Annotated in this window: 25 protein-coding genes; 16 read left to right on the plus strand and 9 right to left on the minus strand. The window is 56.4% G+C overall.

The window, feature by feature from the left end:
• Positions 1–9 precede the first annotated feature (9 nt).
• Positions 10–2,166: a TonB-dependent siderophore receptor gene (locus C0557_RS02180; protein WP_208657341.1), complete on the minus strand. Its 2,157-nt coding sequence runs from the start codon at positions 2,164–2,166 to the stop codon at positions 10–12.
• 433 nt (positions 2,167–2,599) lie between these two features.
• Here C0557_RS02180 and C0557_RS02185 point away from each other — a divergent pair, with 433 nt between their 5' ends.
• The 5 genes from C0557_RS02185 to C0557_RS02205 are packed head-to-tail and all read left to right on the plus strand — an operon-like array spanning position 2,600 to position 7,360.
• Positions 2,600–3,424: an ABC transporter ATP-binding protein gene (locus tag C0557_RS02185; protein WP_208657342.1), complete on the plus strand. Its 825-nt coding sequence runs from the start codon at positions 2,600–2,602 to the stop codon at positions 3,422–3,424.
• Positions 3,421–4,443 (plus strand): iron ABC transporter permease, encoded by a 1,023-nt coding sequence (locus tag C0557_RS02190; RefSeq protein ID WP_208657343.1) that lies wholly within the window; start codon positions 3,421–3,423, stop codon positions 4,441–4,443. The genes C0557_RS02185 and C0557_RS02190 overlap by 4 nt, the downstream gene beginning before the upstream one ends.
• The gene (locus C0557_RS02195) at positions 4,440–5,492 is read left to right on the plus strand and encodes an iron ABC transporter permease (RefSeq protein ID WP_208657344.1); all 1,053 of its coding nucleotides are present in this window, start codon (positions 4,440–4,442) and stop codon (positions 5,490–5,492) included. The genes C0557_RS02190 and C0557_RS02195 overlap by 4 nt, the downstream gene beginning before the upstream one ends.
• 14 nt (positions 5,493–5,506) lie before the next feature.
• The gene (locus C0557_RS02200) at positions 5,507–6,454 is read left to right on the plus strand and encodes an iron-siderophore ABC transporter substrate-binding protein (RefSeq protein ID WP_208657345.1); all 948 of its coding nucleotides are present in this window, start codon (positions 5,507–5,509) and stop codon (positions 6,452–6,454) included.
• A gap of 12 nt (positions 6,455–6,466) precedes the next feature.
• Positions 6,467–7,360 (plus strand): MurR/RpiR family transcriptional regulator, encoded by an 894-nt coding sequence (locus C0557_RS02205; protein WP_208657346.1) that lies wholly within the window; start codon positions 6,467–6,469, stop codon positions 7,358–7,360.
• A 3-nt stretch (positions 7,361–7,363) separates the two neighbouring features.
• On the opposite strand, the gene C0557_RS02210 is transcribed toward C0557_RS02205, so the two are convergent.
• From C0557_RS02210 to C0557_RS02230, 5 genes are all read right to left on the minus strand, one after another.
• Complete coding sequence (locus C0557_RS02210) at positions 7,364–7,780, minus strand: type II toxin-antitoxin system HigA family antitoxin (RefSeq protein ID WP_043955186.1); 417 nt, start codon at positions 7,778–7,780, stop codon at positions 7,364–7,366.
• A complete protein-coding gene (locus C0557_RS02215) occupies positions 7,777–8,094 on the minus strand; it encodes a type II toxin-antitoxin system HigB family toxin (protein ID WP_043955184.1) in 318 nt (105 codons plus the stop codon). The genes C0557_RS02210 and C0557_RS02215 overlap by 4 nt, the downstream gene beginning before the upstream one ends.
• A gap of 73 nt (positions 8,095–8,167) precedes the next feature.
• Entirely contained in the window at positions 8,168–9,331 is a 1,164-nt protein-coding gene (locus C0557_RS02220; protein WP_208657347.1) for a multidrug effflux MFS transporter, read from the minus strand.
• A 66-nt stretch (positions 9,332–9,397) separates the two neighbouring features.
• Positions 9,398–9,970 (minus strand): TetR/AcrR family transcriptional regulator, encoded by a 573-nt coding sequence (locus C0557_RS02225; protein ID WP_208657348.1) that lies wholly within the window; start codon positions 9,968–9,970, stop codon positions 9,398–9,400.
• Positions 9,971–10,161: 191 nt separating this feature from the next.
• On the minus strand, positions 10,162–10,944 hold the full coding sequence (locus C0557_RS02230) for an NAD(P)H-dependent oxidoreductase (protein ID WP_208657349.1): 783 nt from the start codon (positions 10,942–10,944) through the stop codon (positions 10,162–10,164).
• Between the two features lie 87 nt (positions 10,945–11,031).
• On the opposite strand from C0557_RS02230, the gene C0557_RS02235 reads away from it, so the two are divergent.
• From C0557_RS02235 to C0557_RS02245, 3 genes are all read left to right on the plus strand, one after another.
• The gene (locus C0557_RS02235; protein WP_208657350.1) at positions 11,032–11,946 is read left to right on the plus strand and encodes a LysR family transcriptional regulator; all 915 of its coding nucleotides are present in this window, start codon (positions 11,032–11,034) and stop codon (positions 11,944–11,946) included.
• A gap of 118 nt (positions 11,947–12,064) precedes the next feature.
• On the plus strand, positions 12,065–13,018 hold the full coding sequence (locus C0557_RS02240; RefSeq protein WP_208657351.1) for an AraC family transcriptional regulator: 954 nt from the start codon (positions 12,065–12,067) through the stop codon (positions 13,016–13,018).
• 140 nt (positions 13,019–13,158) lie between these two features.
• Positions 13,159–15,249 (plus strand): TonB-dependent siderophore receptor, encoded by a 2,091-nt coding sequence (locus C0557_RS02245; RefSeq protein WP_208657352.1) that lies wholly within the window; start codon positions 13,159–13,161, stop codon positions 15,247–15,249.
• Between the two features lie 39 nt (positions 15,250–15,288).
• Here C0557_RS02245 and murP read toward each other — a convergent pair whose 3' ends face one another.
• Both murP and murQ read right to left on the minus strand, forming a co-directional pair.
• Positions 15,289–16,728, minus strand: coding sequence for a PTS N-acetylmuramic acid transporter subunit IIBC (gene murP, locus C0557_RS02250; RefSeq protein ID WP_208657353.1), 1,440 nt, complete (start codon positions 16,726–16,728; stop codon positions 15,289–15,291).
• Positions 16,728–17,639, minus strand: a complete 912-nt coding sequence (murQ, locus tag C0557_RS02255; RefSeq protein WP_208657354.1) for an N-acetylmuramic acid 6-phosphate etherase — start codon at positions 17,637–17,639, stop codon at positions 16,728–16,730. The genes murP and murQ overlap by 1 nt, the downstream gene beginning before the upstream one ends.
• A gap of 490 nt (positions 17,640–18,129) precedes the next feature.
• Here murQ and C0557_RS02260 point away from each other — a divergent pair, with 490 nt between their 5' ends.
• Positions 18,130–18,822, plus strand: coding sequence for a FliA/WhiG family RNA polymerase sigma factor (locus C0557_RS02260; RefSeq protein ID WP_074774677.1), 693 nt, complete (start codon positions 18,130–18,132; stop codon positions 18,820–18,822).
• Between the two features lie 83 nt (positions 18,823–18,905).
• Here C0557_RS02260 and C0557_RS02265 read toward each other — a convergent pair whose 3' ends face one another.
• Positions 18,906–20,321, minus strand: a complete 1,416-nt coding sequence (locus C0557_RS02265) for a PLP-dependent aminotransferase family protein (RefSeq protein ID WP_208657355.1) — start codon at positions 20,319–20,321, stop codon at positions 18,906–18,908.
• 176 nt (positions 20,322–20,497) lie between these two features.
• Here C0557_RS02265 and C0557_RS02270 point away from each other — a divergent pair, with 176 nt between their 5' ends.
• The 7 genes from C0557_RS02270 (at position 20,498) to C0557_RS02300 (ending at position 25,725) form a co-directional block, all read left to right on the plus strand.
• Positions 20,498–20,662: a DUF1127 domain-containing protein gene (locus C0557_RS02270; protein WP_074774682.1), complete on the plus strand. Its 165-nt coding sequence runs from the start codon at positions 20,498–20,500 to the stop codon at positions 20,660–20,662.
• Positions 20,663–20,751: 89 nt separating this feature from the next.
• A complete protein-coding gene (locus C0557_RS02275) occupies positions 20,752–21,360 on the plus strand; it encodes an ATP-dependent Clp protease proteolytic subunit (protein ID WP_043955171.1) in 609 nt (202 codons plus the stop codon).
• Between the two features lie 115 nt (positions 21,361–21,475).
• Positions 21,476–22,525: a DUF1176 domain-containing protein gene (locus C0557_RS02280; protein WP_208657356.1), complete on the plus strand. Its 1,050-nt coding sequence runs from the start codon at positions 21,476–21,478 to the stop codon at positions 22,523–22,525.
• Between the two features lie 77 nt (positions 22,526–22,602).
• Positions 22,603–23,019, plus strand: coding sequence for a FosA family fosfomycin resistance glutathione transferase (locus C0557_RS02285; protein WP_208657357.1), 417 nt, complete (start codon positions 22,603–22,605; stop codon positions 23,017–23,019).
• A 109-nt stretch (positions 23,020–23,128) separates the two neighbouring features.
• On the plus strand, positions 23,129–23,596 hold the full coding sequence (locus C0557_RS02290) for a MarR family winged helix-turn-helix transcriptional regulator (RefSeq protein ID WP_208657358.1): 468 nt from the start codon (positions 23,129–23,131) through the stop codon (positions 23,594–23,596).
• Positions 23,597–23,600: 4 nt separating this feature from the next.
• Positions 23,601–24,668, plus strand: a complete 1,068-nt coding sequence (locus tag C0557_RS02295) for an HlyD family secretion protein (protein WP_208657359.1) — start codon at positions 23,601–23,603, stop codon at positions 24,666–24,668.
• A complete protein-coding gene (locus tag C0557_RS02300; protein ID WP_208657360.1) occupies positions 24,658–25,725 on the plus strand; it encodes a DUF2955 domain-containing protein in 1,068 nt (355 codons plus the stop codon). The genes C0557_RS02295 and C0557_RS02300 overlap by 11 nt, the downstream gene beginning before the upstream one ends.
• Positions 25,726–26,094: the final 369 nt, after the last annotated feature.

Consider the following 26,094-nt stretch of genomic DNA (forward strand, 5'->3'; position numbering starts at 1 on the left):
GCTGGGGTCTTAGAATTCCATTTTGACGGTGAACTGCACTTCGCGCGGATCGCCAATCTGGTTGCCCAGGTTATTGGTGGTGATCGACGAGGTGTAATAGGTCTTGTCGAAGATATTTTTCAGGTTCACCTGTAGCGTTACCGGGTATTGCAGCTTCATTTTGTAGGCAGCAAAGGCATCGGCAACAAAATAGCCTGGCAGGTAGTAATCCGCGCCATTGGTGGCTGAACGGCGGCTCACGCCGTGACCGCCGCCGCCAAGAGTCAGCGTGTTACCGGCAAACACGTTATTGATGTCGTAAGTCAGGAACACGGAACCGGTATGACGCGGCACGTTCGGCAGCGGTTTACCGGCGTAATCCGGATCTTCCAGCACTTTCGCGGCGGTGTAGCTGTAGCTGGCGATGACATTCATATTTGCCGTCAGTGAACCGGCAAGATCCATCTCTACGCCCTGCGAACGGACGCGCCCGGCGGTTTTGGCAACCGTTTCATCACCCACGATTTCGCTGTACAGCACGTTGCGTTTATGGATATCAAACAGGGTGATATTGGCAGTAACACCGTCGAACAGGTCAAACTTGGCGCCAACTTCGTAAGATGTCGAGGTTTCCGGCGGCAGATCGCCAATATAGCTGGCGATGGAGGACTGCGGCATAAACGCTTTCGCCACGTTACCAAACAGCGACACTGAAGGCGTCAGCTTATAGACCAGGCCGAATTTCGGCGTCCATTTCTCATCGCTGCTGTCGGTATTGACGTTGAACGGACGGCCTTTACCGGCGTACTGGGTGTAGTACTGATAACGCATCCCGGCAACGGCGATCCATTTGTCGGTAAGATATAACGCGTCCTGCGCGTAAGCCGAATAGCTCTCCTGCTTAATGGTCTGATCGCTGTCCGATGCGGAGACGGTCGTACATTTGCTGGCGCTGCCATAGCTCGGGTTGTAGATATTGAAATCTTTCACGTTCTTACAGCGGATCATGTCGGTACGCAGCAGGTCGTAATATTCGTACGAAATACCGGTGAGGATCTCGTTGTAGAAGCCGCCGATATCGACATTCCCCTGCAAATCGGCACGCGTCGTGTGCATCCGCTGCGTGGATCCTTGCGTGGCGTCCACGCGGCGCGTGAGATTACCGGTAGCGGCATCGTAGGCCATCACGCGCGACTGGTTATCGCTGTACTTGTCCTGGCTGTAGCCGTATTCCAGCTTGCCGGTCCAGGCGCTGTTAAAGCGGTATTCTGCGTTCAACTGTGCAATATCAGATTCGCCATCGGTAATGTTAAACGGCTCATCGAAGCGGGTTTTACGATCGACATTCACCGCCTGTTTGGTGGTGAGATCGAAGATCGTGCCGCGGTCGAATGGCGTCTGATAATCACGATGTGAATAGAGCACGTTGACGGTGGCGTTATCACCGAACCACGTTAACGATGGAGCAATATAAGTGCTCTTATTTTTGCCGAAGTTGCGCCAGTAATCTTCGTTCTGATATTCGCCGATCAGACGATACGCCAGCCGCGTGCCTTCGATCGGGCCAGTGACATCAAACTGGCCGGTGCCGCCGCCAAAGCTGGAAGAGGTGGCGGAAATAGATCCGCCGAATTGGGTCTGCGGACGTTTAGTGACAACATTGATAAGCCCGCCAGGATCGAGAATGCCATACAGCGTTGAGGCCGGGCCTTTCAGCACTTCCACGCGCGAGGCGTCGGCATTAAAGCTGCGCGGCACCACGGTGCGCAGGCCGTTGGTCATGATCGAACCGTCGCGGTTGGTGCCAAAACCACGGCGCACAAACGAATCCTGCGTACCGCCAAGCGTGTTGGTTTGCACCACGTTGCTGACGTTATACAGCGCTTCATCAAGGCTGGTAGCATGCTGATCTTCCAGTACTTTATCGCTAACGGTATTCACCACTTGCGGAATATCCAGCAGCGGCATTGAGGTCAGCGTCGCCGTAGAAGAAGTGAGAGGTTGATAGCCGGAAGTGGCGGGTTGATCGGCCGATGACGCATCCGCGTTGACGGTGATGGTGTCGCTATTGGTTTTATTTGTCGTTTCCGCCGCGTGCGTAACCGGCGTAAAGCATGATCCCAGAAAGAGTGCAGAGAACAACGCGCGCCCTTTCAGCCCATAGATACCGTGAGTGAACTGAGACATTTAATCTGTTTTCCCGAAAAACTGTGCATAACACAGACGTGAACGTTTCTAAGTTATTGCCCGATTGCGCAAAATCTATCCGTTAAGCCGCCGAATCTGGCGTCGGATATGTAATTGAGAATCATTCAAACACGAGCGTCTGTAGTAGTAAATGCAAAATGAAAGAATTTTGCTACAACGGAAAAGGGTGAGAAAAGCGCAGCGCGGCTGCTCAGATTTATCTTTTTAACCATATGAAATAATTAAAATTAATAATTTTCACGATCAATGTAGTCGCCTGTAGTAACACACGTTTTGGGGTTTCTGGATTCTGTCATGATGCTGCTTGACTACTACATTACCAGACGGCAAAATCGAAAAGAGAATGAGAGTTATTTTTATTTGAAAGATTAGCGCGCACGGGTTTCCACGCGGTTGCGGCGCAGGAGTTAACATGCCACAGCGAGTGGAACAGCAAGCTCAGCAGGGGATTGTGCTCGACGGCCTGTCGGCGGGCTATCAAAAGCAGGTCATCGTTGATGACATTACCCTCACTATCCCGCATGGAAAAATGACGGTGCTGGTCGGGGCTAACGGCTCCGGCAAATCCACCTTGCTCGGCACCATCGCCCGCATGCTCAAACCGCTTGGCGGCAGCGTGCTGCTTGATGGCAAAGCCATTCATCAACAGCCAACCAAAGCCGTCTCCCGCCAGTTAGGTCTTCTTCCGCAGTCGCCGCTGGTGCCGGAAGGTCTGACTGTTTTTGAGCTGGTATCACGCGGGCGTTTTCCATGGCAAAGCTTTATGCGCCAGTGGTCTGAAGAGGACGAACTGGCGGTGCTGGAAGCGTTGCATCTGACCGGCACGGCGGAATTTGCCCACCAAACGGTTGATAGCCTCTCCGGCGGCCAGCGCCAGCGCTGCTGGATCGCGATGGCACTGGCACAACAAACGCCGGTGATCCTGCTGGATGAACCGACGACTTTTCTCGATCTGCGCTATCAGGTCGAGATCCTCGAACTCTTGCAGACCTTAACCCGCGATCATGGCCGCACGGTGGTGGTGGTGTTGCACGACCTCAATTTCGCCGTGAATTATGGCGACACGCTGGTGTTCCTCAAGCAGGGCCGTTTGCAGGGCGTGATCCACGAAGGCGACAGTTGCACACCTGCGCTGATCAAAAACGTGTTCGATGTGGATGTGCAAATGTCGATTAACCCATTGACCGGAAAACCGTTCTTTATGCCTTTTCGTAAACCGGCAGGTTCCGGCGAATGAGTTCGCTTGCGCTTTCTACCCGACGCGGCGGGCGCATCAGCGCGACGGCATCTGGCTTGCTGCTGCTGTTGCTGGCAGCGGCTGTGGCGCATCTTGGTCTTGGCGCGCGCTACATCGCGCCGCCCACGGTGGTGCAGGCGCTGGTGGATTTTGATCCCAACAATTTCGATCACCGCGTCATTATCAGCCTGCGCTTACTGCGGCTGCTGGCTGCGCTGTTTACCGGCGCGGCGTTAGGTGTTGCCGGGTCGTTGTTGCAGTCGGTGATCCGCAACCCGCTCGGCGAGCCGCATATCCTCGGGCTGAATTCGGGGGCGGCGCTGGCGGTTGTTGCCACAACGGCGCTGGGGGTAAGCGTTGGCGATGGCATCTTCAGCCGCGCATTTATCGCCGCGGGCGGCGCGGCGCTGCTTTTTTCCCTGGTGATGGCGATCTCTGCTGCCGGGCGATCCGGTTTTACGCCATTAAAAGTGACGCTGTGCGGCGTGGCGATTTCCACTTTTGCTTCCTCCATCACCGCTGCGATCCTGATCCTCGATGAACAGACACTGCTGAGCATCCGTAGCTGGCTGGCGGGCGATCTCGCCGGGCTAAGCTGGCCGGTGCTGCGGGCTGCATCACTGGTTGCAGGCGGTGGATTTGCTCTGGCGCTGTGGCTCGCGCCAGCGCTGAATATGCTGGCGCTCGGTGACAATATGGCGCGCGGCCTGGGCGTTTCTCTGCTGCGCACTCGCGTGCTGTCGTTGGCCGCCATTGCCTTGCTGTGCGGTGCGGCCGTTTCGGTCGCCGGGCCGATAGGGTTTATTGGCCTCGTCGTTCCGCATATGGTGCGACGCTTTGCCGGGGATGATTTGCGTGCGGTCGTCCCGCTGTCAGCGCTCGGCGGCGCATTATTGTTACTGCTGGCAGATATCGCCGCCCGGACGTTACTGTCGCCGCAGGAACTCGCTACCGGCGTGATGACTGCGCTGGTGGGCGCGCCGCTCTTTATTCTGCTGGCGGCGAGGTTTTTCAAATGAGCCACTTACCTGAACACGCCGGGCTGCGCGGCTTGCGGCTTGGCGGCTTCTCCCGCTTGCTGCGCCCGCACGCGCTGTGGTGGCTGGCAGGCCTGAGTTTTTTGTCGTTAATGCTGCTGCTTTCCAGTGTGACGCAAGGTTCGTTACCGGTTCCCGCTTCCGCCATTGGCCGGGCACTGTTGCTGCCTGATGCGCTGAGCGCTGAACAGCACTACGTAGTGTGGGATATTCGCCTGCCCCGCGTGCTGATGGCGCTGCTGTGCGGTGCGATGCTGGGCATGGCGGGGGCGGCGATGCAGTCCATCACCCGCAACGGGCTGGCCGATCCGGGGCTGATTGGCGTGAAAGAGGGAGCCAGCGTGGTGGTGCTGACGCTGGTGCTCTGCTTCCCGGCGGTCGGGCTGGTCTGGCGTCCGCTGGCGGGTATGGCGGGCGGTTTACTGGCTGCCGGGCTGGTGATGGGGCTGGCGCGCGATGTTGCTCGTCCGCGCTTTGTGCTGCTTGGCATTGGCGTCTCCTGGACCTTCGCCGCCGGTATCGGCGTCTTTATGACTACGGCGGATGTACGTGATGTGCAGACGGCAATGATGTGGCTGGCAGGCAGCCTGCACGCCGCCACCTGGCCGCTGTTGATCGTCGCGCTGTGTTGGGCGCTGCCCGCGACGCTGATTTTGCTGTTAACGGCGCGCGCCGCCGATGTGGCGCTGCTGGGCAATCAGGCAGCAACCGGGCTCGGCGTTCGCCTGTCGCACCTTGCATGGCTGCGGGTGATCGCGCCGGTATTGCTGACGGCCGCCAGCGTTTCCTGCGTTGGTAGCATCGGTTTTGTCGGGTTGATCGCCCCGCATATGGCGCGTTTTCTGCTGCGCGGCGGCCAGCGGGCGCTGCTGTGGGGCAGTGCGCTGCTCGGCGGCCTGCTGGTGCTGGTGGCGGATTCGACTGGCCGTCTGGTGTTTGCGCCGCTGCAAATTCCCGCCGGGATCGTCATCTCACTGATTGGCGGGCCTTTTTTTCTGCTGCTGCTGTGGCGGCGACGCGATCGTTTATAAGCTTAAGGAGCCGTATGCGCCTGGTTTTTTCACTGTTATTGCTGGTTGGTCTGAGCGCGGGCGCTGCGGAGCCGACACAAACCTTCACCGATGATTTGGGGCGCGTGGTCACGGTACCGCTGCATCCAAAACGCATCGTGTCACTGCACGATCTGGATATCACCATTCCTTTGATCGAATTAGGTGTGTCGCCGGTCGCCAGCCACGGGCGTACCCGCGCCGACGGCAGCCATACGCTGCGCTCCAGCGGCATGCTGACCGGCGTCGACTTTGATAACTCGGACATTGCGTTTATTGGTACGGCGGATATCGATATTGAAGCGATCGCCGCCGCGAAACCGGATCTGATCATCACCGAGCCGAGCCGCAACACGCCGGTGGAGCAGTTAGAGAAGATCGCGCCGACGGTAAGTATCGATCACTTGCAAGGCGGTGCGCCGGAGATCTACCGCAAGCTGGCACAGCTCACCGGCACGCAGGCACGCTTGCAGATCCTTGAGCGCCGTTACCATGAACAGATTGCAGCGCTAAAAAATACGATCGACACCAGCAAAATCACCGTGTCGGTGATTCAGGCGAACAACGGCAAAATCAACGCATTACACAGCTATCATTCGCTGGGGCGCGTGCTGCGCGATGCCGGTTTTCGTTTTCCGAAACTGATCGACAGCATTCCTGAAGGTGGGCGCATTGATGTCAGCGCCGAACGTTTGCCGGAGCTGGACGCTGATTTTGTCTTCGCCACCTGGCGCGGCGATACCGGCGGTAAACCGCAGGATGAGATGGCGGCGATGGATGCGGTGATGCCGGGCTGGTGCGATTTTCTCAATGCCTGCCGTAGCGGGCATTACGTGCTGATCTCCCGTGAGGAAGCGATCTCCAACTCCTTTGCTTCTCTGAGTCTGATGGTGGCGCAGGTGCAATCACAAATCGCCGGGCGACCGCTGCCTGCCGCGAAGTAAGGAGCCGCAACGATGCTGAGCACAAAAAAAGCGAAAAATCGCGTGGATGTGTACGGTGAACGCTTTCGCGCGCGGGCGCACACGCTGTCGCCGCGTTTGCAGGCCGTTGCCCGCTATATCAATGAAAATCGCGATGTGGTGCTGGAACATACCGCGATTGAGATCGCAGCAGCGACGCAAACTTCAGATGCCACGGTGGTACGCGCCATTCAGGCACTGGGCTTTGCCGGGCTGCGGGATCTAAAACAGACGCTGGAGCACTGGTTTGGCCCGGCCATTTCATCAGCAGAAAAGATGAGCAGTACGGTGAATGCGCTCGCCTGCGATGTCAATTCCGGCATCGATTTTGTGCTCGAAGGACATCAGTACACCTGTGAAGTGCTTTCAGCGCCGGATAACCGCTATGCGATTGCGCAGGCGGTGGCCCTGCTGGTGGAGGCGCGGCAGGTGGCGATTTTCGGCATCGGCGCGTCGGGGATCCTGGCGGAGTATGCCGCGCGATTATTCAGCCGCATTGGCCTGCCCGCGACGCCGCTCAACCGCACCGGCATTGCGCTCGCCGAGCAGCTGATCAATTTGCAGCGCGGCGATGTGCTGATCATGATGGCGCAAAAATCGGCACACCGCGAAGGGCTGACCACGCTGAAAGAGACGCGGCGTCTGGGGATTCCGGTGATCCTGCTGACCAATGCGACGGACTCGCGTTTTAGCCAGCAAGCGGATGTGGTAATCCATGTACCGCGCGGCGGCGAGAAGGGTAAGATCCCGCTGCACGGCACGGTACTGCTGTGTCTGGAGATGATTGTTTTGTCGGTCGCTTCCGCCACTTCGCAGCAGGCCATTAAAACGGTGAAACGCATTAATGAGTTTCACCGTGGGTTAAAGCCGGGCGGGAAGAAGGGTTAAGTCTCAGGAAATAAACAAAAGCGGCGACACACCAAAGCGGGCAGCTAATTTCTTGATGTGATTGATATTAAGCTGGCGCTCACCGTTGAGAACTCGGGATACCATTGATTTGCTGCCGATTTCATCCTGAAAGTCGGAAGTGGTCAGGTGGTACTGATCCATCAATGTTCTCAGTACGGCAAGCCCTGGGGGAATTGTTGCCATTTCTTCACGCAAAGCAATAATTTCTGGCTGGCTGTTTTCGTAAGCGCTTATCTTCGCGCAGAGGATATCCAGTAGCGGTGTCGTGGGGTTATTCTCCAGCAGATATTCAACCAGCTCTAATGCGTCCTGGTAATCTTTTTCGTCCGGGTGTTCCCCCAATAGGGGAACCGCAGCAATCAGATCATTGGTGGCTTTTAATGCATCAGCGACGATCATTTTTTCTTCCCCTTCGAGCGATGTTGTTCGGTAAACCGATCATATTCCCTATGCGTAAATATATGCCGGACATAGAATTTTTGATTTTCAAAAAAGATAAGCGCCACAATCCTGAGACTATTGTTCGCTATATCAATGACATAATATTTACTCAGGTATTTAAAATTATCGAGAGTCGGGTAAAGCCTTTTAAGATCATTCGGTGTCGGGCAGTCTGCTTTTTCAATCGTTTTCGCCAGCGTGAGAAGCGCTGTTTTGTGTTGAGGAAAGCGATCGACTGCTTCCTTGATCGCCTTCATTGAGATTAAGTGCATTTCTTTTGCCCTGAGCGTCCGTTGCCAATCAGTCAACAGTACAGGGTTGTTGCCATTTGGTCAACCTCTGTGGCTAATGGTTTCGACGCCGCCCGCAAACATGAATCACCAGCGCGGCGCTATACGCCAGCACAATGGCGAAACTCATCTTCCACATTGCTTCGCCGCCGATACCGGACAACGGCGTGGCGATGCCGCCAAAGACGAACATCAACATGCCCAGTAACGCCGATGCGGTGCCGGAATGGCGGGCTTCGACGCTGTTCATCGCGGCCGAACCGGCAATGGTTGAAATCCCGCTGTTCAGCGCCACGGTGAGGAACAATCCCACCAGCGCCAGCACGGGCATGCCGAATCCGGCAAACAGCGCGGTCAGTGCGGCACTGCAAACGGCCAGTAACAGGCCGCGCGTTAACAGCTTTTGCCCGTCAATAAATCGCGCCAGCCGGGCAAAGATCAGCGCCGAAATAATCAGCCCGCCGCCATTTACCGCGAACAGCAGGCTGAACTGCATCGCCGTCAGGCCATATTCGCTTTGCAGAACAAAGGACGACGAACCGATATAGGAAAATAATCCAGCCAGCATAAAGGCCTGAATAAAGCAGAAGGTAGAAAACTGCTTATTTTTAAGCACGGTAAGCGAGGTGCTGAGCAGCCCGCCGCCGCTGCTTTTCTCCGGCAATGTCTCTTTCAGTACCACCATGCTGGAGAGCAGCAATACCACGCCAACCGCCGCCATCGTCCAGAACAGCGCGCGCCAGTGCAGCGTAGAGGCGATATAACCGCCGAGCACCGGCGAGACGATTGGCGCAATGCCGTTTACCGTCATCAGAAGGGCGAAAAATTGCGTCAGCAGTGTGCCGTGATACTTATCACGAGCAATCGCGCGGGAGAGCACTGAACCGCCTGCGCCCGCCAGACCCTGGATAAAACGCCAGAAGATCAGCCAGTGAATATCCTGCGTGGTCGCGCACAATACGGAAGAGAGGATAAACAGCAGCAGGGAGAGCATCAGCGGACGCTTGCGTCCCAGCCTATCGCTCAGCGGGCCGAAAAAAAGCTGCCCCAGACCCAACCCCAGCAGCGAGGCGGTCAGCGAGAGCTGCGTCAGCGTGGTGGTGGTGCTGAGTTGCCGGGTAATATCCGGCAGCGCGGGAAGATAGAGATCGGTACAAATCGGCCCAATGGCCGTCAGCATGCCCAGTACTATCGTCCAGGCAAGAGAGATCCGTGGCATAACAACTCCGGTCAAAATACGGCGTCGGCTCCGGTGAAACCACATCAGAACCGAATAGTCGGGGATTTAATGCTTAAACAGCATGGTGATGATTTCCTGGTACAGCACCTGCATTTGCGCCGGGTCGCTTTTTTGCGGCGTCAGGCGACGGAAAGTGGTGCCTTCCATCAGCGTTGCCAGTAGCTCCACGCTACAGCGAATGCGTTCATCGCTTAATTGTGGATAGCGGCTCTGCATATGCGCGCAGGCGTTTTCAAACATCCGGACATCGGCCTCGACCAGCATCTCCTGCACGCGAGGGTTGCGCGTTGCCTCCGCCGCCATCTCCAGCATCAGCGCATCATCGTCAGGGCTGAGGGTGTGCCGCCAGGCCAGTATTTCCGGCAGGTGTTCGGTTTCGGTCTTACCCTGCATTTCGGCGATGCGGTAGTCGATAATCCGGCGGATCATCTCTTCGATAATGGCGTCTTTATTGACGAAATAACGGTAAATCTGCCCAACGCTGAGCTGAGCTTCGAGGGCGATTTGCGACATGCTGGCCGCGTGGAATCCGCTAATGCGAAAGCGGCGGCGCGCGGCGGCAATAATCTCGTCCTGGCGTTGCTGGTGGCGCTGCTCCTGCGATAGTTTGGTCGGCATCTCTGTCCCTCGTGTCGTTTTGGTGAGAGTGATCGTTCTCATGAGCAATTAAAATAAACGAATCCGCGCGTCCGGGGCAACATTTTTGCCTGGAACTTATAGAAAGTTACAAAAAAACAGATTGTGGAGAGAAGATGCGAAAAAGGTGAGATAACACTCACCGGCGCGCATGGCTCGCACCGGTGAGTGGGTTATTTACGTTGTTGATGGATCGACAGCCCGCTTTCGCCGGGGGCAAGGTCCGGGCGCAGCGTCAGTTGCGGAATCAGGTAATCGCCGCCGTTTTGCCGACGAAAGGCCAGCGGTTCTGCTGACCAGAGCGTATCCAGCCGCTGCGCCAGCGCGGTACAACATTCGGCAAAGCGCGTTTCATCCATGCGGTTGCTGCGATAAAACACCAGCGGCGGCAGCACCTCGAAGCCAGGATAAAACAGGATCCCATGCTGGATCGGAAACAGCAGATCGTCGATCGGGCCGTTAATACCGCGCGGAGCGTAATGCGATTCCCAGCCGCCGGTGGTCACCAGCAGCATCGCCCGTTTCCCCGCCAGACTCCCTTCGCCGTAACGATCGCCCCAGTGCGTGTCGCTGTGTTCGCCCACGCCGTAGGCAAACCCGCAGGCATAAACGCGATCGACCCAGCCTTTCATGATCGCCGGCATGGAGAACCACCACAGCGGAAACTGGAAAATCACCGCATCGGCGCGTTGCAGTTTGGCCTGTTCCCGGGCGATGTCGTCCGCCTGTGTTCCCCGCTCAAACGCCTGTTTTGAATCAGACGAAGGATGATAAAAATCACCCACCGGCGGCGCGCTGCTGTCATTGGCATCAAGCTGCGATTTCCACTGCATGGCATAGAGATCGGAAACCTCGACCTGATGACCGGCATTTTCCAGATGCTGCACGGCAAAATCCTTTAGCGCGCCATTGAGCGAATGGGGCTGCGGGTGGGCATAAACAATCAGTACGTTCATAACAACTCCAGGCAACAAAATTGAGTGTGCAGGGTAGGAGAGTGACGGATATAGTGGAAATTAATTGCTTATATCACAGGTATAGTCATGGTTAATTTGCACCGGCTGGATCTCAATCTGCTGCGTACGCTGGATGTGCTGTTGAGCGAACATAATGTGACGCGCACGGCGCAGCGCCTGAATCTTTCTCAGCCTTCCGTCAGCGTTCAATTGGCGCGATTGCGGGACATTTTTGCCGATCCGTTACTTCTGCCGGGGCCGCGCGGTATGCAGCCGACCGCCAGGGCCGAGGAACTGCGCGAACCGCTGCGTCAGGCGCTGGAAGCGCTGGAACGAGCGGTGGCGCCTGCCAGCGCTTTCGATCCTGCCCGCGCCGCCGTCACCTGGCGCGTGGCGGCCACCGACTATACAGAATCGGCGATACTGCTCCCTTTACTGAGCCATTTTCGCGCCGCCGCGCCGGGCAGCCGTCTGGCGATATTTGAACTCAGCCCGTTGCAGATCCAGCGCCAGGCCGGGCAGGGCGATATCGATCTCTTTTTCCATCTACGCGAAGGCGCGCCGCCTGCTCTGCACCAGCGGTTATTGTTCACCGAGCGCTACGTGCTGGCCGGGCGTTTGCACCATCCGGCGTTAATCAACGGCGGCCCGACGCTGGCGCAGTTTTGCCAGCTGGAACATGTGATTGTCTCGCCAGAAGGCGGCGGTTTTCATGCGGCAACGGATATCGCGCTGGCGGAGCGCGGTTTGCAGCGCAACGTGGTGCTCTCCGTTCCCCATTTCCTGTTTATGCTCGATGCGCTCGCCCGCACTGATTTGGTAGCGGTACTGCCGGAGCGGCTGGTCGCGAACAACCGCACTTTGCAGGTGGTCGAGCCGCCGCTGGATCTTCCGGGCTTTGACATGCTGATGCTCTGGCATGAACGGTTGCACCGAGATCCCGGCCATCAATGGCTGCGCCAGCAGATTATCGCCTCGATGGGCGCGCGCGGAAGTGGTTAACATCTTGTCATACTTATGTGAGAATAATTCTCAATATTATTGAAGCACACCAGGCCGGATGATAAGGTGTAAGCCGTTTCGCCCGGCGTCGGGCAGGGGTTCGCGGCGGCTGTTGGCTATGCAAAAAAGAGACTTTTCGGTTGAAGATTTTATCGGCTTTGGCGAGCGCTACGGGATCGACTACCGTTTCCCGGCGCTGGCGTCCGGGCGATCGTTTCACAAAGAAAAGCGCATGGTGATTCAGGGAGAAGTCGAAGAGATGACGCTCTCCTCCGGCCTGAATCTTACCCGCTCGGATATTCGCGTCCTGCAACCCTATGAAACCACATCGCTGCACAGTTGCCCGCTCTATATGCTGGTGGTGCTGGAAGGTTGCGTGCAACTGCGCCTGAACGGCAAAGCATTTATCGTGCGCGCGGGGATGGCATTTACCTCGCGCCTGAGCGACCAGCAGGTGATGAACGCCAGCCATCAGGCGGATAACCACTTGCGTACGCTGTCGATGGGTGTTGATCCGCTGCGCTGCCAACAATCGCCGTTGCTGACGGCGCTTTTGCAGCAGTGGGAAGCGCACGGCGCGCCGACCTTTTTATGGTCCGTTCCGGCATTTTTGCTTTCCGGGCTGCAACACACGCAGCAGAGCCAGCAACCGGGTTTATCGCGCCAGTTGATCCTTGAAGGCGTGATGCTGCAATTGCTCGGGCATGCGCTGTCGCAACCCTTGCCAGGCAGCGAAAAACGCAGTTCCGCCGCCAGCAGCGAGCAGCACCGGCTGGAAACCGTGCGCCGTTTGCTGGAACAGCAGCCGGAAAAAGAGTACACCCTCACCGCATTAGCCCAACTGGCGGCAATGAGTTCCAGCAGTTTGCGCGTGAAGTTCCGCCAGGCGTATGGCCATTCCGTGTTTGATTACCTGCGCGACTGCCGCCTTGAACTGGCGCGGCGCTATCTGGCGCAAGGGTATAGCGTACAGCAGGCGGCCTGGATGTCGGGCTATCAGCATGCCACGAATTTCTCTACCGCTTTTCGTCGCCGCTACGGTGTGGCACCCAGCGAAATGCGCCTCGCCTGATTTCTGGCCATAGACCATAGCGACTTTTTTGCGTGCGTTTTGTCACTGCGCATAGGTGAATCGTCATTGCGCATAGCTATTGCGGAAGCCAAAAGGGTAATAATTCTTATTTACAATAATAATGGCTTCTGGAGATTTTCATGTTCGCAAAAACGCGACTGGCGCTAATGATTGGTATTACCGGCGGGATGAACGTATCGGTTCTGGCACAGGAAACTTTAACCACCCACGATACGGTGGTGGTCACCTCACAAATGCAAAGCGGCGCGACCAAGCTGGAGACGCCGGATATCGAAACGCCGCAGGCAGTATCGATTGTCACGCGCCAGCAGTATGAAGAGCAGGGCGCAACCAGCGTGCGCCAGGCGGTGAGTTACACGCCGGGCGTGTACAGCAACCAGATCGGCGCATCGAACCGTTTTGATTACATCGTGCTGCGCGGCTTCTCCGACGGCAGCCTGGATAATGTCTACCTCGATGGCCTGAAACTAATGGGCGACACCAACTCGCACAGCTCGCTGGTTATCGATCCCTGGTTCCTCGACAGCGTGGAAGTGGTGCGCGGCCCGGCTTCGGTGCTGTATGGCCGCTCCTCGCCGGGCGGGATTGTCGCGCTGAACTCGCGTAAACCGTCGTTTGACCCCGGTGGCGAAGTGAAATTGTTCGCGGGTAATAACAACCAGCGCGGCGCGGCATTTGATGTCACGGGGCCGGTAGACGATAACGACCGCGTAGCGGTGCGTTTAACCGGCATGACCCGCTATGCGGATTCGCAATTCGACTATTTAAAAGAGCAGCGTTATGCCATCGCACCGAGCCTGACGTGGCGTATCACCGATCAAACCCGCCTTGAACTGATGGCCTATCTGCATCGCGATCCTGAAGGCGGCAGCCACTCCGGTTTGCCGTATGAAGGCACCGTAACGTCGCATGCGGGCAGAAAGATTTCTAACACCTTTTTTGAAGGGGAAGATGATTACGACAACTATGACCGCCGGGAAAATATGGTTGGTTATAACCTCGAGCACGCCTTTGACAGCGGCTGGTCGGTCCGCCAGAAGCTGCGCTACCTGCACACCAAAGTGAATCTCAACCAGGTGTATGCCGCAGGCTGGCTGAATGATACGGAACTGAACCGCGGCTATTCCGGTTCCGACGAATCGCTGTCGGCCATCACGCTGGATAACCAGATTGATGGCAGTGTTGATACCGGCATCATTAACCACCGCCTACTGCTCGGCGTCGATTATCAGCGCCGCAGCAATAATGTCACCGCTTCGTATGGCAGTTTCCCGGCGATTGATGCATTTAACCCGGTTTACGGCGCCGATCCGCTGTCAATTTCGGTCTACAGCCGGGAAAAACACAAGCTGGAGCAGACCGGGATCTACTTGCAGGATCAGATGTCGCTCGATCGCTGGCGGCTGACGCTCGGCGGTCGTCACGATCAGGTGAAGATCACCAACGTCAACAAGATCAACGATACCCGCGATACGCTGGATCAGGATCACTTTAGCAGCCGCGCGGCGCTGATGTATCTGTTCGACAGCGGGTTCGCGCCGTACGTCAGCTACTCAACCGCCTTTACGCCGACCAGTTTTACCGATGAATACGGCAAAATTTTGCAGCCGATGAAAGGCAAGCAGTGGGAAGCGGGGCTGAAATTCCAGCCGGAAGGTTCACAGACGATGTACAGCGCCTCGGTCTATCGCATCAACCAGGAAAATATTGCCACCAAAGTGGAGCCGACCGATCCGTACCGCTCAATCGGCGAAATCGAATCGGAAGGGGTGGAGCTGGAAGCGGTCGGTCAGTTGACGGACAACCTGCGTTTGCAGGCCGCCTACACCTACAACGACATTCGCTACAAGAAAAGCAGCGCGGAAGAGCAGGGAAAACGTGCGGTGTATGCGCCGCGCAATCAGGCCAGCGCCTGGCTCAGTTATGACGTGAAAACGGGGTTGTTCAACGGGCTGACGATTGGTTCCGGCGTGCGTTATGTGAATGGCATTACCTCCGATCGCCAGAACACGCACACGCTGCCGTCCTATACGCTGGTGGATCTGGCCGTCGGCTACGATCTGAGCCATGTTGGCCTGAAGGGGATAAGTGCGCAGTTGAACGTCAATAACCTGACGGACAAACGCTACGTAGCCGCCTGTAACTCGCTCTCTTACTGCTATTTTGGTGCGGAGCGCAGCATCGTGGGCAGCGTTTCCTGGGCATTCTGAGGATAAACGCCACCCGGCATTGCGCCGGGTGGTGAGTGATTAGCTGAGATCCACGTTTTTATGGCCAAAGAGCCAGGTGGCAATAAAACCGCACAGATAAGCGATGACGACGCCTGCCGCGTAAACCGCCATCCCGGCGTAAATGCCCTGGCCGGAGGTCATCAGCGGGAGCGCCACCAGCCCGGAAGGGCCAAACACCGTATTCAGGCCGACCGGTAAACCCAGCCACGCGACGGTGCCAATAAAAAATCCCCCGCACGCGCCGCCGATACAGGCGGTGACGAAAGGCTTCACGCGCGGCAAGGTCACCGCGTAAATCAGCGGTTCACCCACGCCCAGCAGACCGGGAATGATCGCCCCGCGCACCTGGTTACGCAGCACCGAATGCATAGGTGAGCGGAAATAGAGCGCCAGCGCCGCGCCCACCTGGCCGCCGCCTGCCATCGCCAGAATGGGGAACAGCGAGTTAAAGCCCTGCGCATCCATCAGTGCGAAGTAAACCGGAATAAATCCCTGATGAACGCCAAACACCACGGCGATAAGAAACAGGCCCGCCAGCACCGCGCAGCCAAACGGGTTGCCATTTAGGTGCAGGAACAGCCACGACATGCCTTTAAACAGCTCGCCGCCAATCGGCATAATCACCACAAACGCCAGCGCGCCGGTGATAAGCAGCGTCAGCAGCGAAGTGAGGATCATGTCGAGGTTATCCGGCACCACTTTGCGGATTTGGCGTTCGATCCACGCGCCGAGGATCGCGGCGATCAGCACACCGATAATGTTGCCGCGCGGATCAATTCCCATGCCGAAGAAGTTATCGATACCGGCGAAATAACCGACCGTGGCTTTGGGGTCATAACCCAACACGAACAGCGCGGCAATAATGGCGCCGTTAACGCCGCTGCCGCCGAAGGCTTTTTGCGCGTTATAGCCAATCAGAATCGGCAGGAAGGTGAACAGGCCTTTACCAAAAACCTTCATATAGCCGACGAGGTGCGCCACGGTTGTGTTCTTCTCTGCCGCGTTGAGCAGCAGGCTTTGCTCGATTAAGGTGGCAAAGCCCAGCAGCATTCCGGCGGCGATAAATCCCGGAATCAGCGGCGTAAAGATGGTGGCGAACTTCGCCAGAAACTGATGCACGCCGCTGGTCTGCTTCGCTTTCATTTGCTGTTTGGTGTCGCTGGCGATGCTCTTCAGCGATGCGGCTTCCACGGGCGCGGCGTGGCCGCCGATCATTGCGTTCAGCATTTCCGCTGCGGTTTGCGCTTTGCCGGGGCCGACGATGATCTGCAACTGATCGTCGCTGTTCACCACGCCCAGTACGCCGGGCAGGGCTTTCAGGCTCTCCGCCTCCACCCGTGAATCGTCGCGGAGCGTCAGGCGCAGGCGCGTCATGCAGTTGCCGCAGGTATTGATATTCTCCTTACCGCCGACCTTTTCGATAATTGTCGCGATCAGTTGTTCGCTGATTTTGGCCATTACTTGATCCCCGCATCAACCAGCGCCTGGCGAATAAAGCCGCCGTTATCGGCCAGTAGATGTGTCGCCTGTTCCGCGCTGAGCTGGCCGAGCACCATCACGATGGCGGTTTTGCAGCGCCCGCCACAGGCCTTCAGCGCCTGTTCGGCGATGTCGCGGGGGCAGCCGGTGGCTTCCATCACAATGTTTATCTGACGCTGCACCAGCTTCAGGTTGGTGGCTTCCACATCCACCATCAAATTGCCATAGACTTTGCCGCTGCGGATCATCGCGCCGGTGGTCAGCATATTGAGCACCAGTTTTTGCGCGGTGCCTGCTTTCATGCGCGAGGAACCGGTTACCACTTCCGGGCCAACCACCGGCACAATCGCGGTATCGGCAATGCGCGCCATTTCGCTGTTTTCATTACAGGTGAGCGCTACGGTTGTCGCGTTCAGGCTTTGTGCGTATTTCATGGCGGCAATCACATACGGCGTGCGCCCGCTGGCGGCGATGCCGACCAGCACATCTCGCGCGGTGAAGTTGAGCGCTTTCAGGTCGTCAACGCCCAGCGTCAGGCTGTCTTCAGCGTTTTCCACCGCCTGCAAAATGGCGCGATGACCACCGGCAATCAGGCCGACAACCTGCTCGCGCGGCGTGCCGAACGTTGGGGGACATTCACTGGCATCGAGGATGCCAAGACGCCCGGAAGTGCCCGCGCCGCAATAGATCAAACGGCCGCCCTGTTTAAATGCGGCGACAATCACATCCACCGCCTGCGCGATAGCCGGGATCACTTTTTCCACCGTCAGCGCCACTTTCTGGTCTTCACTGTTGATCACGCGCAGCATCGCTTCGGTATCAAGCATGTCGATGTTTTCACTGGCGGTATTGCGGCCCTCGGTGGTCAGTCTGGATAGATCAATGTTCATGTCTCGCTCCACGGTTACGGGAAGGGTTGGCCGTTACGCTGCGGTGACGGCGTGCTTTCAGGAATAATATATTATTCCTGAAAGCAAAAAGAAGAATAATTTATTCTTGAACCGGATGAGTGGCAAGAGTGTGACGCTGCTCATGTTGTGCAAAGAGCACTGCTTAGCGGTTGGTTGTTATTTTCCATTCATATTGATGTTGAACAATTGTTATTAATTAACGCTGGAAATCAACGCCGGAATATATTGATAATCTTTTACCATTCTGAAATATTCAAAATCAGAAATTGTCGTTTTTCGGGTAATTAAAAATAAAGATGCTGGTGTATTATTTTAATTACCAGTTCAGCAAGAATCATTAGTAATGATGTATTTTATTACGCTGCTGGTTTATGCGATTTATTATTATTTCAGAGTGGTGATTTTGTCATTTTATATTTTAAAAGACATATTCAAATAAATATTACATAACATTTTTGTAGCATAAACAATGAGTTTGACAATTTCAGAAAACCTGACGCCGCGTGATGAAGCGCGCTATATCAGCACTTACTTACCGCTGGTGAATAAAGTGGTCAAACAGTTGGCCTGGCAGCGAAATAGCGTAATGGGCAAAGACGATATGCAGCAAGTTGCCCTGATGGGATTGCTTTCCTCTTTGCGTCGTTATGGGCATCCGGATACGCATTTTTCCGGTTATGCCGCGCAGCGTATTCGTGGCGCAGTACTGGATGAATTACGTCAACAGGACTGGCGGCCTCGCCGTCTGCGGCAAAAGACGCACAAACTCAACGATGCTATTCGTGAAATGGAGCGCGAGCTGGGCCATACACCAGGGTTTGGCGAACTGAATGCGCGCTTTGCGTTAAGCGCAGAAGAGTATCAACAGCATCGTCTGCTCGACACGGCCAGCGAAGTGGAGAGCCTTGATGCGCTGCCTGCCGGTGAAGGGACGCCGGCCGCGCTGGATAGCCGCCTGCTGGAAGAGGAAGAGGTGCTCAGCCGGACATTGCGCGGCGCGATAGCGAGCCTCGACGGGCGCGAACAGAAGATCTTTGCGCTCTATTACCAGCATGAAATGAGCCTGAAAGAGATAGCCCAGCTCCTTGGCCTGACGGAAGCGCGGGTTTGCCAGCTTAACAAGGCGATAAGCCAGAAGATTCAGCGCTTTTTAGCGCAATAACATATTACTTTTTATCATCCACCTTTACGCCCCAGTCGGAGCTTGCTCCGTACGTTTTGGGGCATTTTTTTTGCAAAAATTCCTCACTCTTCCAGCGCGGCGTGAATCGCTTCTCCTAACTGTTTGATCACTTCACGGTTTGCCTCGGTGAGCGGCAAGGCGCAGTTCAGCCGCAGGCAGTTTCGGTACTTGCCGGAAGCGGAGAACAGCGAACCGGGCGCAATCTGGATTTTCAAACGGCAAAGCATGCGGGAAACGCAAACCATATCCACTGTTTCCGGCAGTTCGATCCACAGCAGATAGCCGCCCTGCGGGCGCGTCACGCAGATCCCGCAGGGAAAATATTGCCGCACCCAGCAGGTGTACGTTTCCAGATGCTGCTGGTAAATCTGACGCATGCGGCGCACATGGCGGTGATAGTGGCCATCGCGGATAAACGCCGCCATCGCCAGTTGTGGGCCGGGCGTGTTGGTGCCGATAGCGGCATATTTTTTGTGCAACACCCGGTCGAGATAACGCCCTGGCGCAATCCAGCCCACCCGCAAACCTGGCGCTACGGTTTTGGTGAAGGAGCTGCACAGCAGCACGCGGCCATCGATATCCAGCGATTTGATGGTGCAAGGGCGCGGGTAAACCGCCGCCAGCTCGCCGTAAATATCATCTTCAAAAATCACAATATCGTGACGTTGCGCCAGCGCCAGCACCGCCTTTTTGCGCGCTTCCGGCATGATAAAACCGAGCGGGTTATTGCAGTTCGGTACCAGAATCACGCCTTTAATCGGCCACTGTTCCAGCGCTAACTCCAGCGCTTCGATGCTGATACCGGTTTCAGGATCGGTCGGAATTTCAATGGCTTTAATATCCAGCCCGCGCAGCAACTGCATAGTGCCGTAATAGGAAGGCGATTCAACAGCGATAATATCGCCCGGCTGGCAGACGGCCAGCAGCGCCAGCGACAGCGCGGGATGACAACCGCTGGCGATCACGATTTCATCAGCGGTGATAGCCGCGCCGCCATCCAGCATCAGACGGGCGATCTGCTCGCGTAATTCGCGGCGGCCAGGCAACGTATCGTAACGCAGTACGTCCTGGATTTGATGTTGCACCACGCGCTGCATTTCCCGCCACAGCGGTTTAAGCGTCGGTTGGCTGATATCCGGCGCGCCGCCGCCGAAGGTGGCGAGTGTTTTGTCTTCGCGCCCTTCTAACAGCGTCAACACTTCGTCCCACTGCGTGACATCCACCGGGCGCTGAACCGGGCGCGACATCGCCGGGACGGGTGGCTTCGCTTTGCTTGGCGCGACAAAATAACCGGAGCGTGGCTGCGGGGTGATCAGTTGCAGATTTTCCAGCACCTGATAAGCCTGCTGCACGGTACTGATACTGACGCCATGCTCCTGGCTGAGGCTGCGCACCGAGGGCAACTTTTCGCCGTGGCGATATAAACCTTGTTCAATACGCCCGGCCAGCAGGGTAGCCAGATGTTGGTAACGGGTCATGCTGTATCCCTTTTCTTTGCCATACAGATTTAAAAACCAGTACAGATTCGCGGAAAAACTGCCGTTCAGATACTGTTTTAAGCGATCTGTATGTTAAAGAAAAGTATTTTCTGAATCTGTATTGTAGGGCGGGATTACAGAGAAAATGGGGCTCTGTTCAGGCGAGGAGAGCACCGATGGAATTTTTTGAAAATCGACACAAAAGCCCTTTTAGCGGGTTTATTTTTCTCTGGCGCAAGTTTCAGGCTCTGCGCTTACGCTGGCAAACGCGCAAGCTTTTGCGCGCGTTAAGCGACGAGCAGCTTAAAGACCTCGGGTTGCGTCGTGAAGAGCTGGGTTAATGATAGAAAATGCGGAGATAACATCTGTTATTTCCGCCTCTTCGGCGTTGGGCTATGCTTAGCTCCATAACCTGAAGGGGAGAGAGCAGATGCACTTTATTAACAGCAACGATGAAGACGATAAAAAAGAAGAGAAGGGCGGCAACGCTTCACAACTGATGCAGCAAAAGCTGCTGGATGCCCGCTCCATTATTATCTCTGGCGAGATCAACCAGGCGCTGACCGAGAAAGTGGTCACCCAGCTTCTGCTGTTGCAGGGCATCAGCGATGCACCGATCAAGATCTATCTCAACAGCCAGGGCGGTCACGTTGAAGCGGCCGATACCATTCACGACATGATTAAGTTCATCACCCCGGAAGTGCACATTATCGGCACCGGCTGGGTGGCCAGCGCCGGGATCACCATCTTCCTTGCGGCGAAAAAAGAGCACCGCTACGCGCTGCCGAACACCCGTTTTATGATCCATCAGCCGCTGGGCGGAGTGCGTGGTCAGGCGAGTGATATTGAGATTGAAGCTAAAGAGATCATCCGCACGCTGGAACGCGTTAACCAGCTGATCGCTGATGCAACCGGTCAGCCGGTCGAAAAAGTGAAGCAGGATACCGATCGTAACTACTGGATGAACACCAAAGAAGCGATCGATTACGGCATCGTTTCCCGCGTGGTGAAATCCTACAGCGACCTTAACCTCGATTGATCTATTGGGGCGGGAAATGTTTCTCGCCTCATTTCGCTTTATCCCGCCAAAATACACTTCTCCCCAATCGATAATTTCTGCACACTGTCGGCATTTCTCATTACGGAGTGATGGCATGAACAGTGGTATCAGGGCGGCGCTGGTGATGGCAGCGACGCTGAGTGCGCCCGCGCTGGCGGAGCAGTCGGGCATCTCGTTTGATCATAAAGACTGGGAAGTGGTGTGCGACAACACGCTCACCTGCCGCGCAGCGGGTTACAGCGCGGAAGAGGAAGCCAGCGGATCGGTACTGATCACCCGTAAAGCCGGGCCGGACATGCCGATTACCGTGGATGTGGTGCTGGCCGAGATGGACGCGGATGAAACTGCGCCGCAGGCGGCGCTCTCGCTGTGGATCGACGGTAAATCGCAGGGCGAAATCGCCACCGAAGATAATGATACCTGGCGCTTATCGGACGCGCAGGCGCACAGCCTGATTGACGCCGTGAAAGGCAGCGCAAAAGTGGAATTCAAAGGCGCGGCAAAACCCTTTGTGCTTTCCGGCGACGGCGCGTATGCGGTGCTGCTGAAATTTGATGATGTGCAGGGACGCGTTGGCACGCCGGGCGCGCTCAGTAAAAAAGGCGATAAAGCCGAAAACACGGTGACACCTGCGGTGGCTGCGCCGGTCATTCAGGCGGCAAAAGTAGAAAGCGGCGAAGACCGCGCGCTGACCGCAGCTGAAGTCAACGTGCTGAAGCCGCGCCTGCTGGCGGCGCTCCCTGACAATAACGAGTGTGAAGGTCTTGCATCACCGCAAGAACCGGTCATTGATGGCGATAATGACATTACGCTAACGCCACTCGACCGTAAGCATGTCCTGATCTCCGCCCTTTGCTGGCGCGGCGCGTACAACGAAGGTTACGGCTACTGGGTGCTGGATAAAGCCCTGAAAGGGAACCCGCAATTTATCACTAACTCGGCGTCCGACTATGCCGACGGCATCATCTCGCTGGGGCAGCGCGGTCGCGGTATCGGCGATTGCTGGGCCTCTGCGGAGTGGGTATGGGACGGCGAAACCTTCCGTAAAAGCAGCGAATCCACCACCGGTATGTGCCGCTATATCCGAGCAGGCGGCACCTGGGATCTGCCGGAGTTCGTCACCGAGGTGAAAGAGGCGCAGTAATCCACCCGTCACTGAACACTGCGTTTGTCCGCGCAGCGCAGTGTTTTATCGTCGCCACCGCGGAAAGGAGATAAACCATGTTGAGCCACTTCAATCACCTGACACTCGCGGTCAGCGACCTTTCCCGCAGCGTTGATTTTTACCATCGGCTGCTCGGCTTGAAACTGCATGCGCGCTGGGACAACGGCGCTTACCTTACCTGTGGCGAACTGTGGCTGTGTTTGTCGGTGGATGCGCAGCGTGAATATGTTCCGCCGCAGCGCAGCGATTACACCCATTATGCCTTTAGCATTAGCGAAAGCGATTTCGCCGGGTTTGTTGCGCGCCTCGAACAGGCTGGCGTTGCGAGCTGGAAAGCCAACAAAAGCGAAGGCGACTCCTGGTATTTTCTCGATCCGGACGGGCACAAACTCGAAGCGCACGTCGGCAATCTCGCCCAGCGGCTGGCGGCCTGCCGAGAGAAACCCTACAAGGGAATGGTGTTTTTTGATTGACGCCGTTCCGGTGTCCGCTTTTCACAATCCATGCTATTCGCCCTCCCGTTTCTTGATACTTACCTTGATAACTATTATCTTCCCCTGCCTGTGAATTAGGGGAACGCCTATGACCGAAGATGAGCTGTTTGCCCGCCGACCGCTGGGAATGCGTATGGCGATGGTAGTGCGTCAGTGGCGCGCGACCATCGATCACGCGCTGAGCGATACCGGTATCACCCAGGCAAGCTGGACGGTACTGATGCAGTTGCGTCAGTTGGGGGACAACGTTTCGGTCAGCGAGCTGGCGGAAGTGCACGGTATTGAATTACCGCCGCTGATGCGCACCCTGACGCAGCTGGAAAACCAGGGGCTGATTGTGCGTACGACATCGCCGTACGACAAACGCATTCGCCTGCTGACGCTCACCGCTGAGGGCCAACGCCTGCTGGAAAAGATCACGCAGGTGATTGAAGCGTGCCAGGAGCGGGCGGCAGAAAATATCCCGCCTGCGCAGATGCTCGCTTTTAGCGACACCCTGAATCAAATCGCTTGTAACTTGCGCGTGATGCGCGAAGAAGACAATAAAACCGAATAAGAAAATGATGACGCCAGAACAAAAATTTGCCCGCTGGGTAAGGGTGAGTATTGCCTCTTTCCTGCTGATGTTTGTCTATTTTATCGTTGCCGATATCTGGATCCCGCTGACGCCGGACTCTACCGTTATGCGCGTGGTGACGCCGGTTTCCGCGCGTGTTTCCGGCTATGTCGCAAAGGTTCACGTGCAGAACAACAGCCAGGTCAAAAAAGGCGATCTGCTGTTTGAACTGGATCCCACGCCGTTTAAAAACCAGGTCGAAGCGGCGGAAATTGCGCTGGAACAGGCGCGCCTCAGCAACCAGCAACTGGATGCACAAATCGTTGCCGCGCAGGCCAGCCTGAAGACCGCGCAGATCACCGCGCAAAACGATCGCGTCACCTTTGAGCGCTACCAGAATCTTGGCGCGATGCACAATGTTTCGCAGTCCGATCTGGATAAAGCCCGCACCACCTGGCAGACCAGCGTGCAGTCGGTGAATAACATTAATGCCAGTATCAATGCGTTAATCATTGAGCGCGGCGACCGCGATGACGCGCGCAACGTGACGCTGCAAAAATATCGTAATGCGCTACAGCAGGCGCAGCTGAACCTCGGCTGGACGCAAGTCCGCGCGGAAGTGGAGGGTACCGTCAGTAACCTGCAATTAAGCCCCGGTTTTTACGCCGCTGCCGGTAGCGCTTCGCTGGCGCTGGTGCATGATAAAACCGATATCGTGGCGGATTTCCGCGAGAAGAGCCTGCGTCATACCCATACCGGAACCGATGCCGCAGTGGTTTTCGATGCCCTGCCAGGGCACGTATTTAAAGCGCATGTGACCAGCAACGACGCGGGGATTCTGGCGGGCCAGGAAGCGGTGAATGGCGAGCTTTCCGCGCCGGAAACCTCGAACCGCTGGGTGCGCGATGCGCAGCGGATGCGGATCCACGTAGCGCTCGATGAGCCATTGCCGAAGCCGTTGCCGACCGGCGCGCGCGCAACGGTGCAGCTCTACAACAGCGAAGGGGTCTTTGCCCGCTTCTTCTCCGGCCTGCAAATCCGTCTGGTAAGTTTGCTGCACTATGTCTATTAACACGCTGGCGCGCGTATTTACGCCCCACGGCAATATCGTCTATACGCCGAATGATTTTCGGCAGACGCTGCGTATTGTCTTCGCCGGGATGATCGCCCTGAGCGTGTCGAGTTTTTACAACACGCAATATGGCGTGTTTTACGTGGTCTATCCGGTCATGTTGTTATCGCTGGTACCGGTGTTTAACCGTCATGTCGCGAAGCAATTTATCTTTAGCGCGGTGCTGAATTGCATCGAAATGGTATTCATCATCGGCTATCTGTCGCGCTGGCCGGTGATCATGACGCTGGTGGTTTTCGGGCTGTACGTGATGCGCTTTCGCTTTATGAGCAAAGGCGCGCTGTTTCTGTTCGGTTCGGCGGGCGTGGTGTGCCAGAGCACGATGCTCAACTTTATGAGCTATCCCACCGGCGACTGGCACACGCTGTTGTTTTCCAATATTGAAGCCAGCGTGATGGCCGTGGCGCTGAGCGCGCTAATGAATTACCTGATCCCGGATGTTGAACCGCGCACGCGTCCGCCGATGATTGAGAAAAACGCCGCCCGCGTGCGCCATGAATCGCTGCTTTCCGGCACCGTGGCGACCATCATTTTTGTTGTTTTTCAGATCGGTGACTTAAGCGATTCGCTGTCGGCGCTGATGGCGGGCATCTTGATCCTGTTTCCGATGCATTATCGCGGTTCGGTGCTCAGTTCGCTGTGGCGCGTGGTGGGCGTAGTGATCTCCTGTCTCTATATTCTGCTGGTGCAACTGATCCTGTATAACCACAGTAGCCATATGCTGCTGATGATGCCGCTGATTGGGCTTGGGCTGGCGTTCAGCGCCCGGTTGCATGTGATGGAAAAAGTCGGTGCGGGCGTCGGGTTCGCCAGCGTCACCACCATTGGCATTATGTTTGGTCAAAATCTCCATCCGGATACCGACCTGGTATTCAGCGATCTCTACCGCATCGTGTCCGTCACCGTGTCGCTGGTGGCGACCTTAACCATGGTCTGGCTGGTGCACCTTATTTTGAACCGCTTCGAAGCCACACGGTTTGTGATTGAGGAGCAGTAAGGCGACGCTGTTATCTGGTAAAACCGCTAACTCAGCGTATGAGGAATGGTTCCGTTCACCCATACAGCGGCAGACGCTTAAACATGGCATCACGTGAACGGGAAAAGAGGAGCAACCGCGCTCCCCTTTTCAATCCCCGCGGCCCCGCAGGGAAATCGGTGCTTCGCACTGCGCTTACCTCCCGCGCATCTGCCTGCGGTCGGCTCGACTCGCCGTCCCTGGCTCGTTTCGCCTCTGGCCGCCATCCGGGCGTCCAGCCCTTGTCATCTGCCCTCCGGCTCGCCGATTTCGGCGGGGACACAACCATCGCTTCAGCACCTTTACCGGTTGGCACGTGGGTGCTGCTGGACAATAAATGGGGCCTACAAT

Source organism: Kosakonia sp. MUSA4, from assembly GCF_013085925.1.
Classification (GTDB): domain Bacteria; phylum Pseudomonadota; class Gammaproteobacteria; order Enterobacterales; family Enterobacteriaceae; genus Kosakonia; species Kosakonia sacchari_B.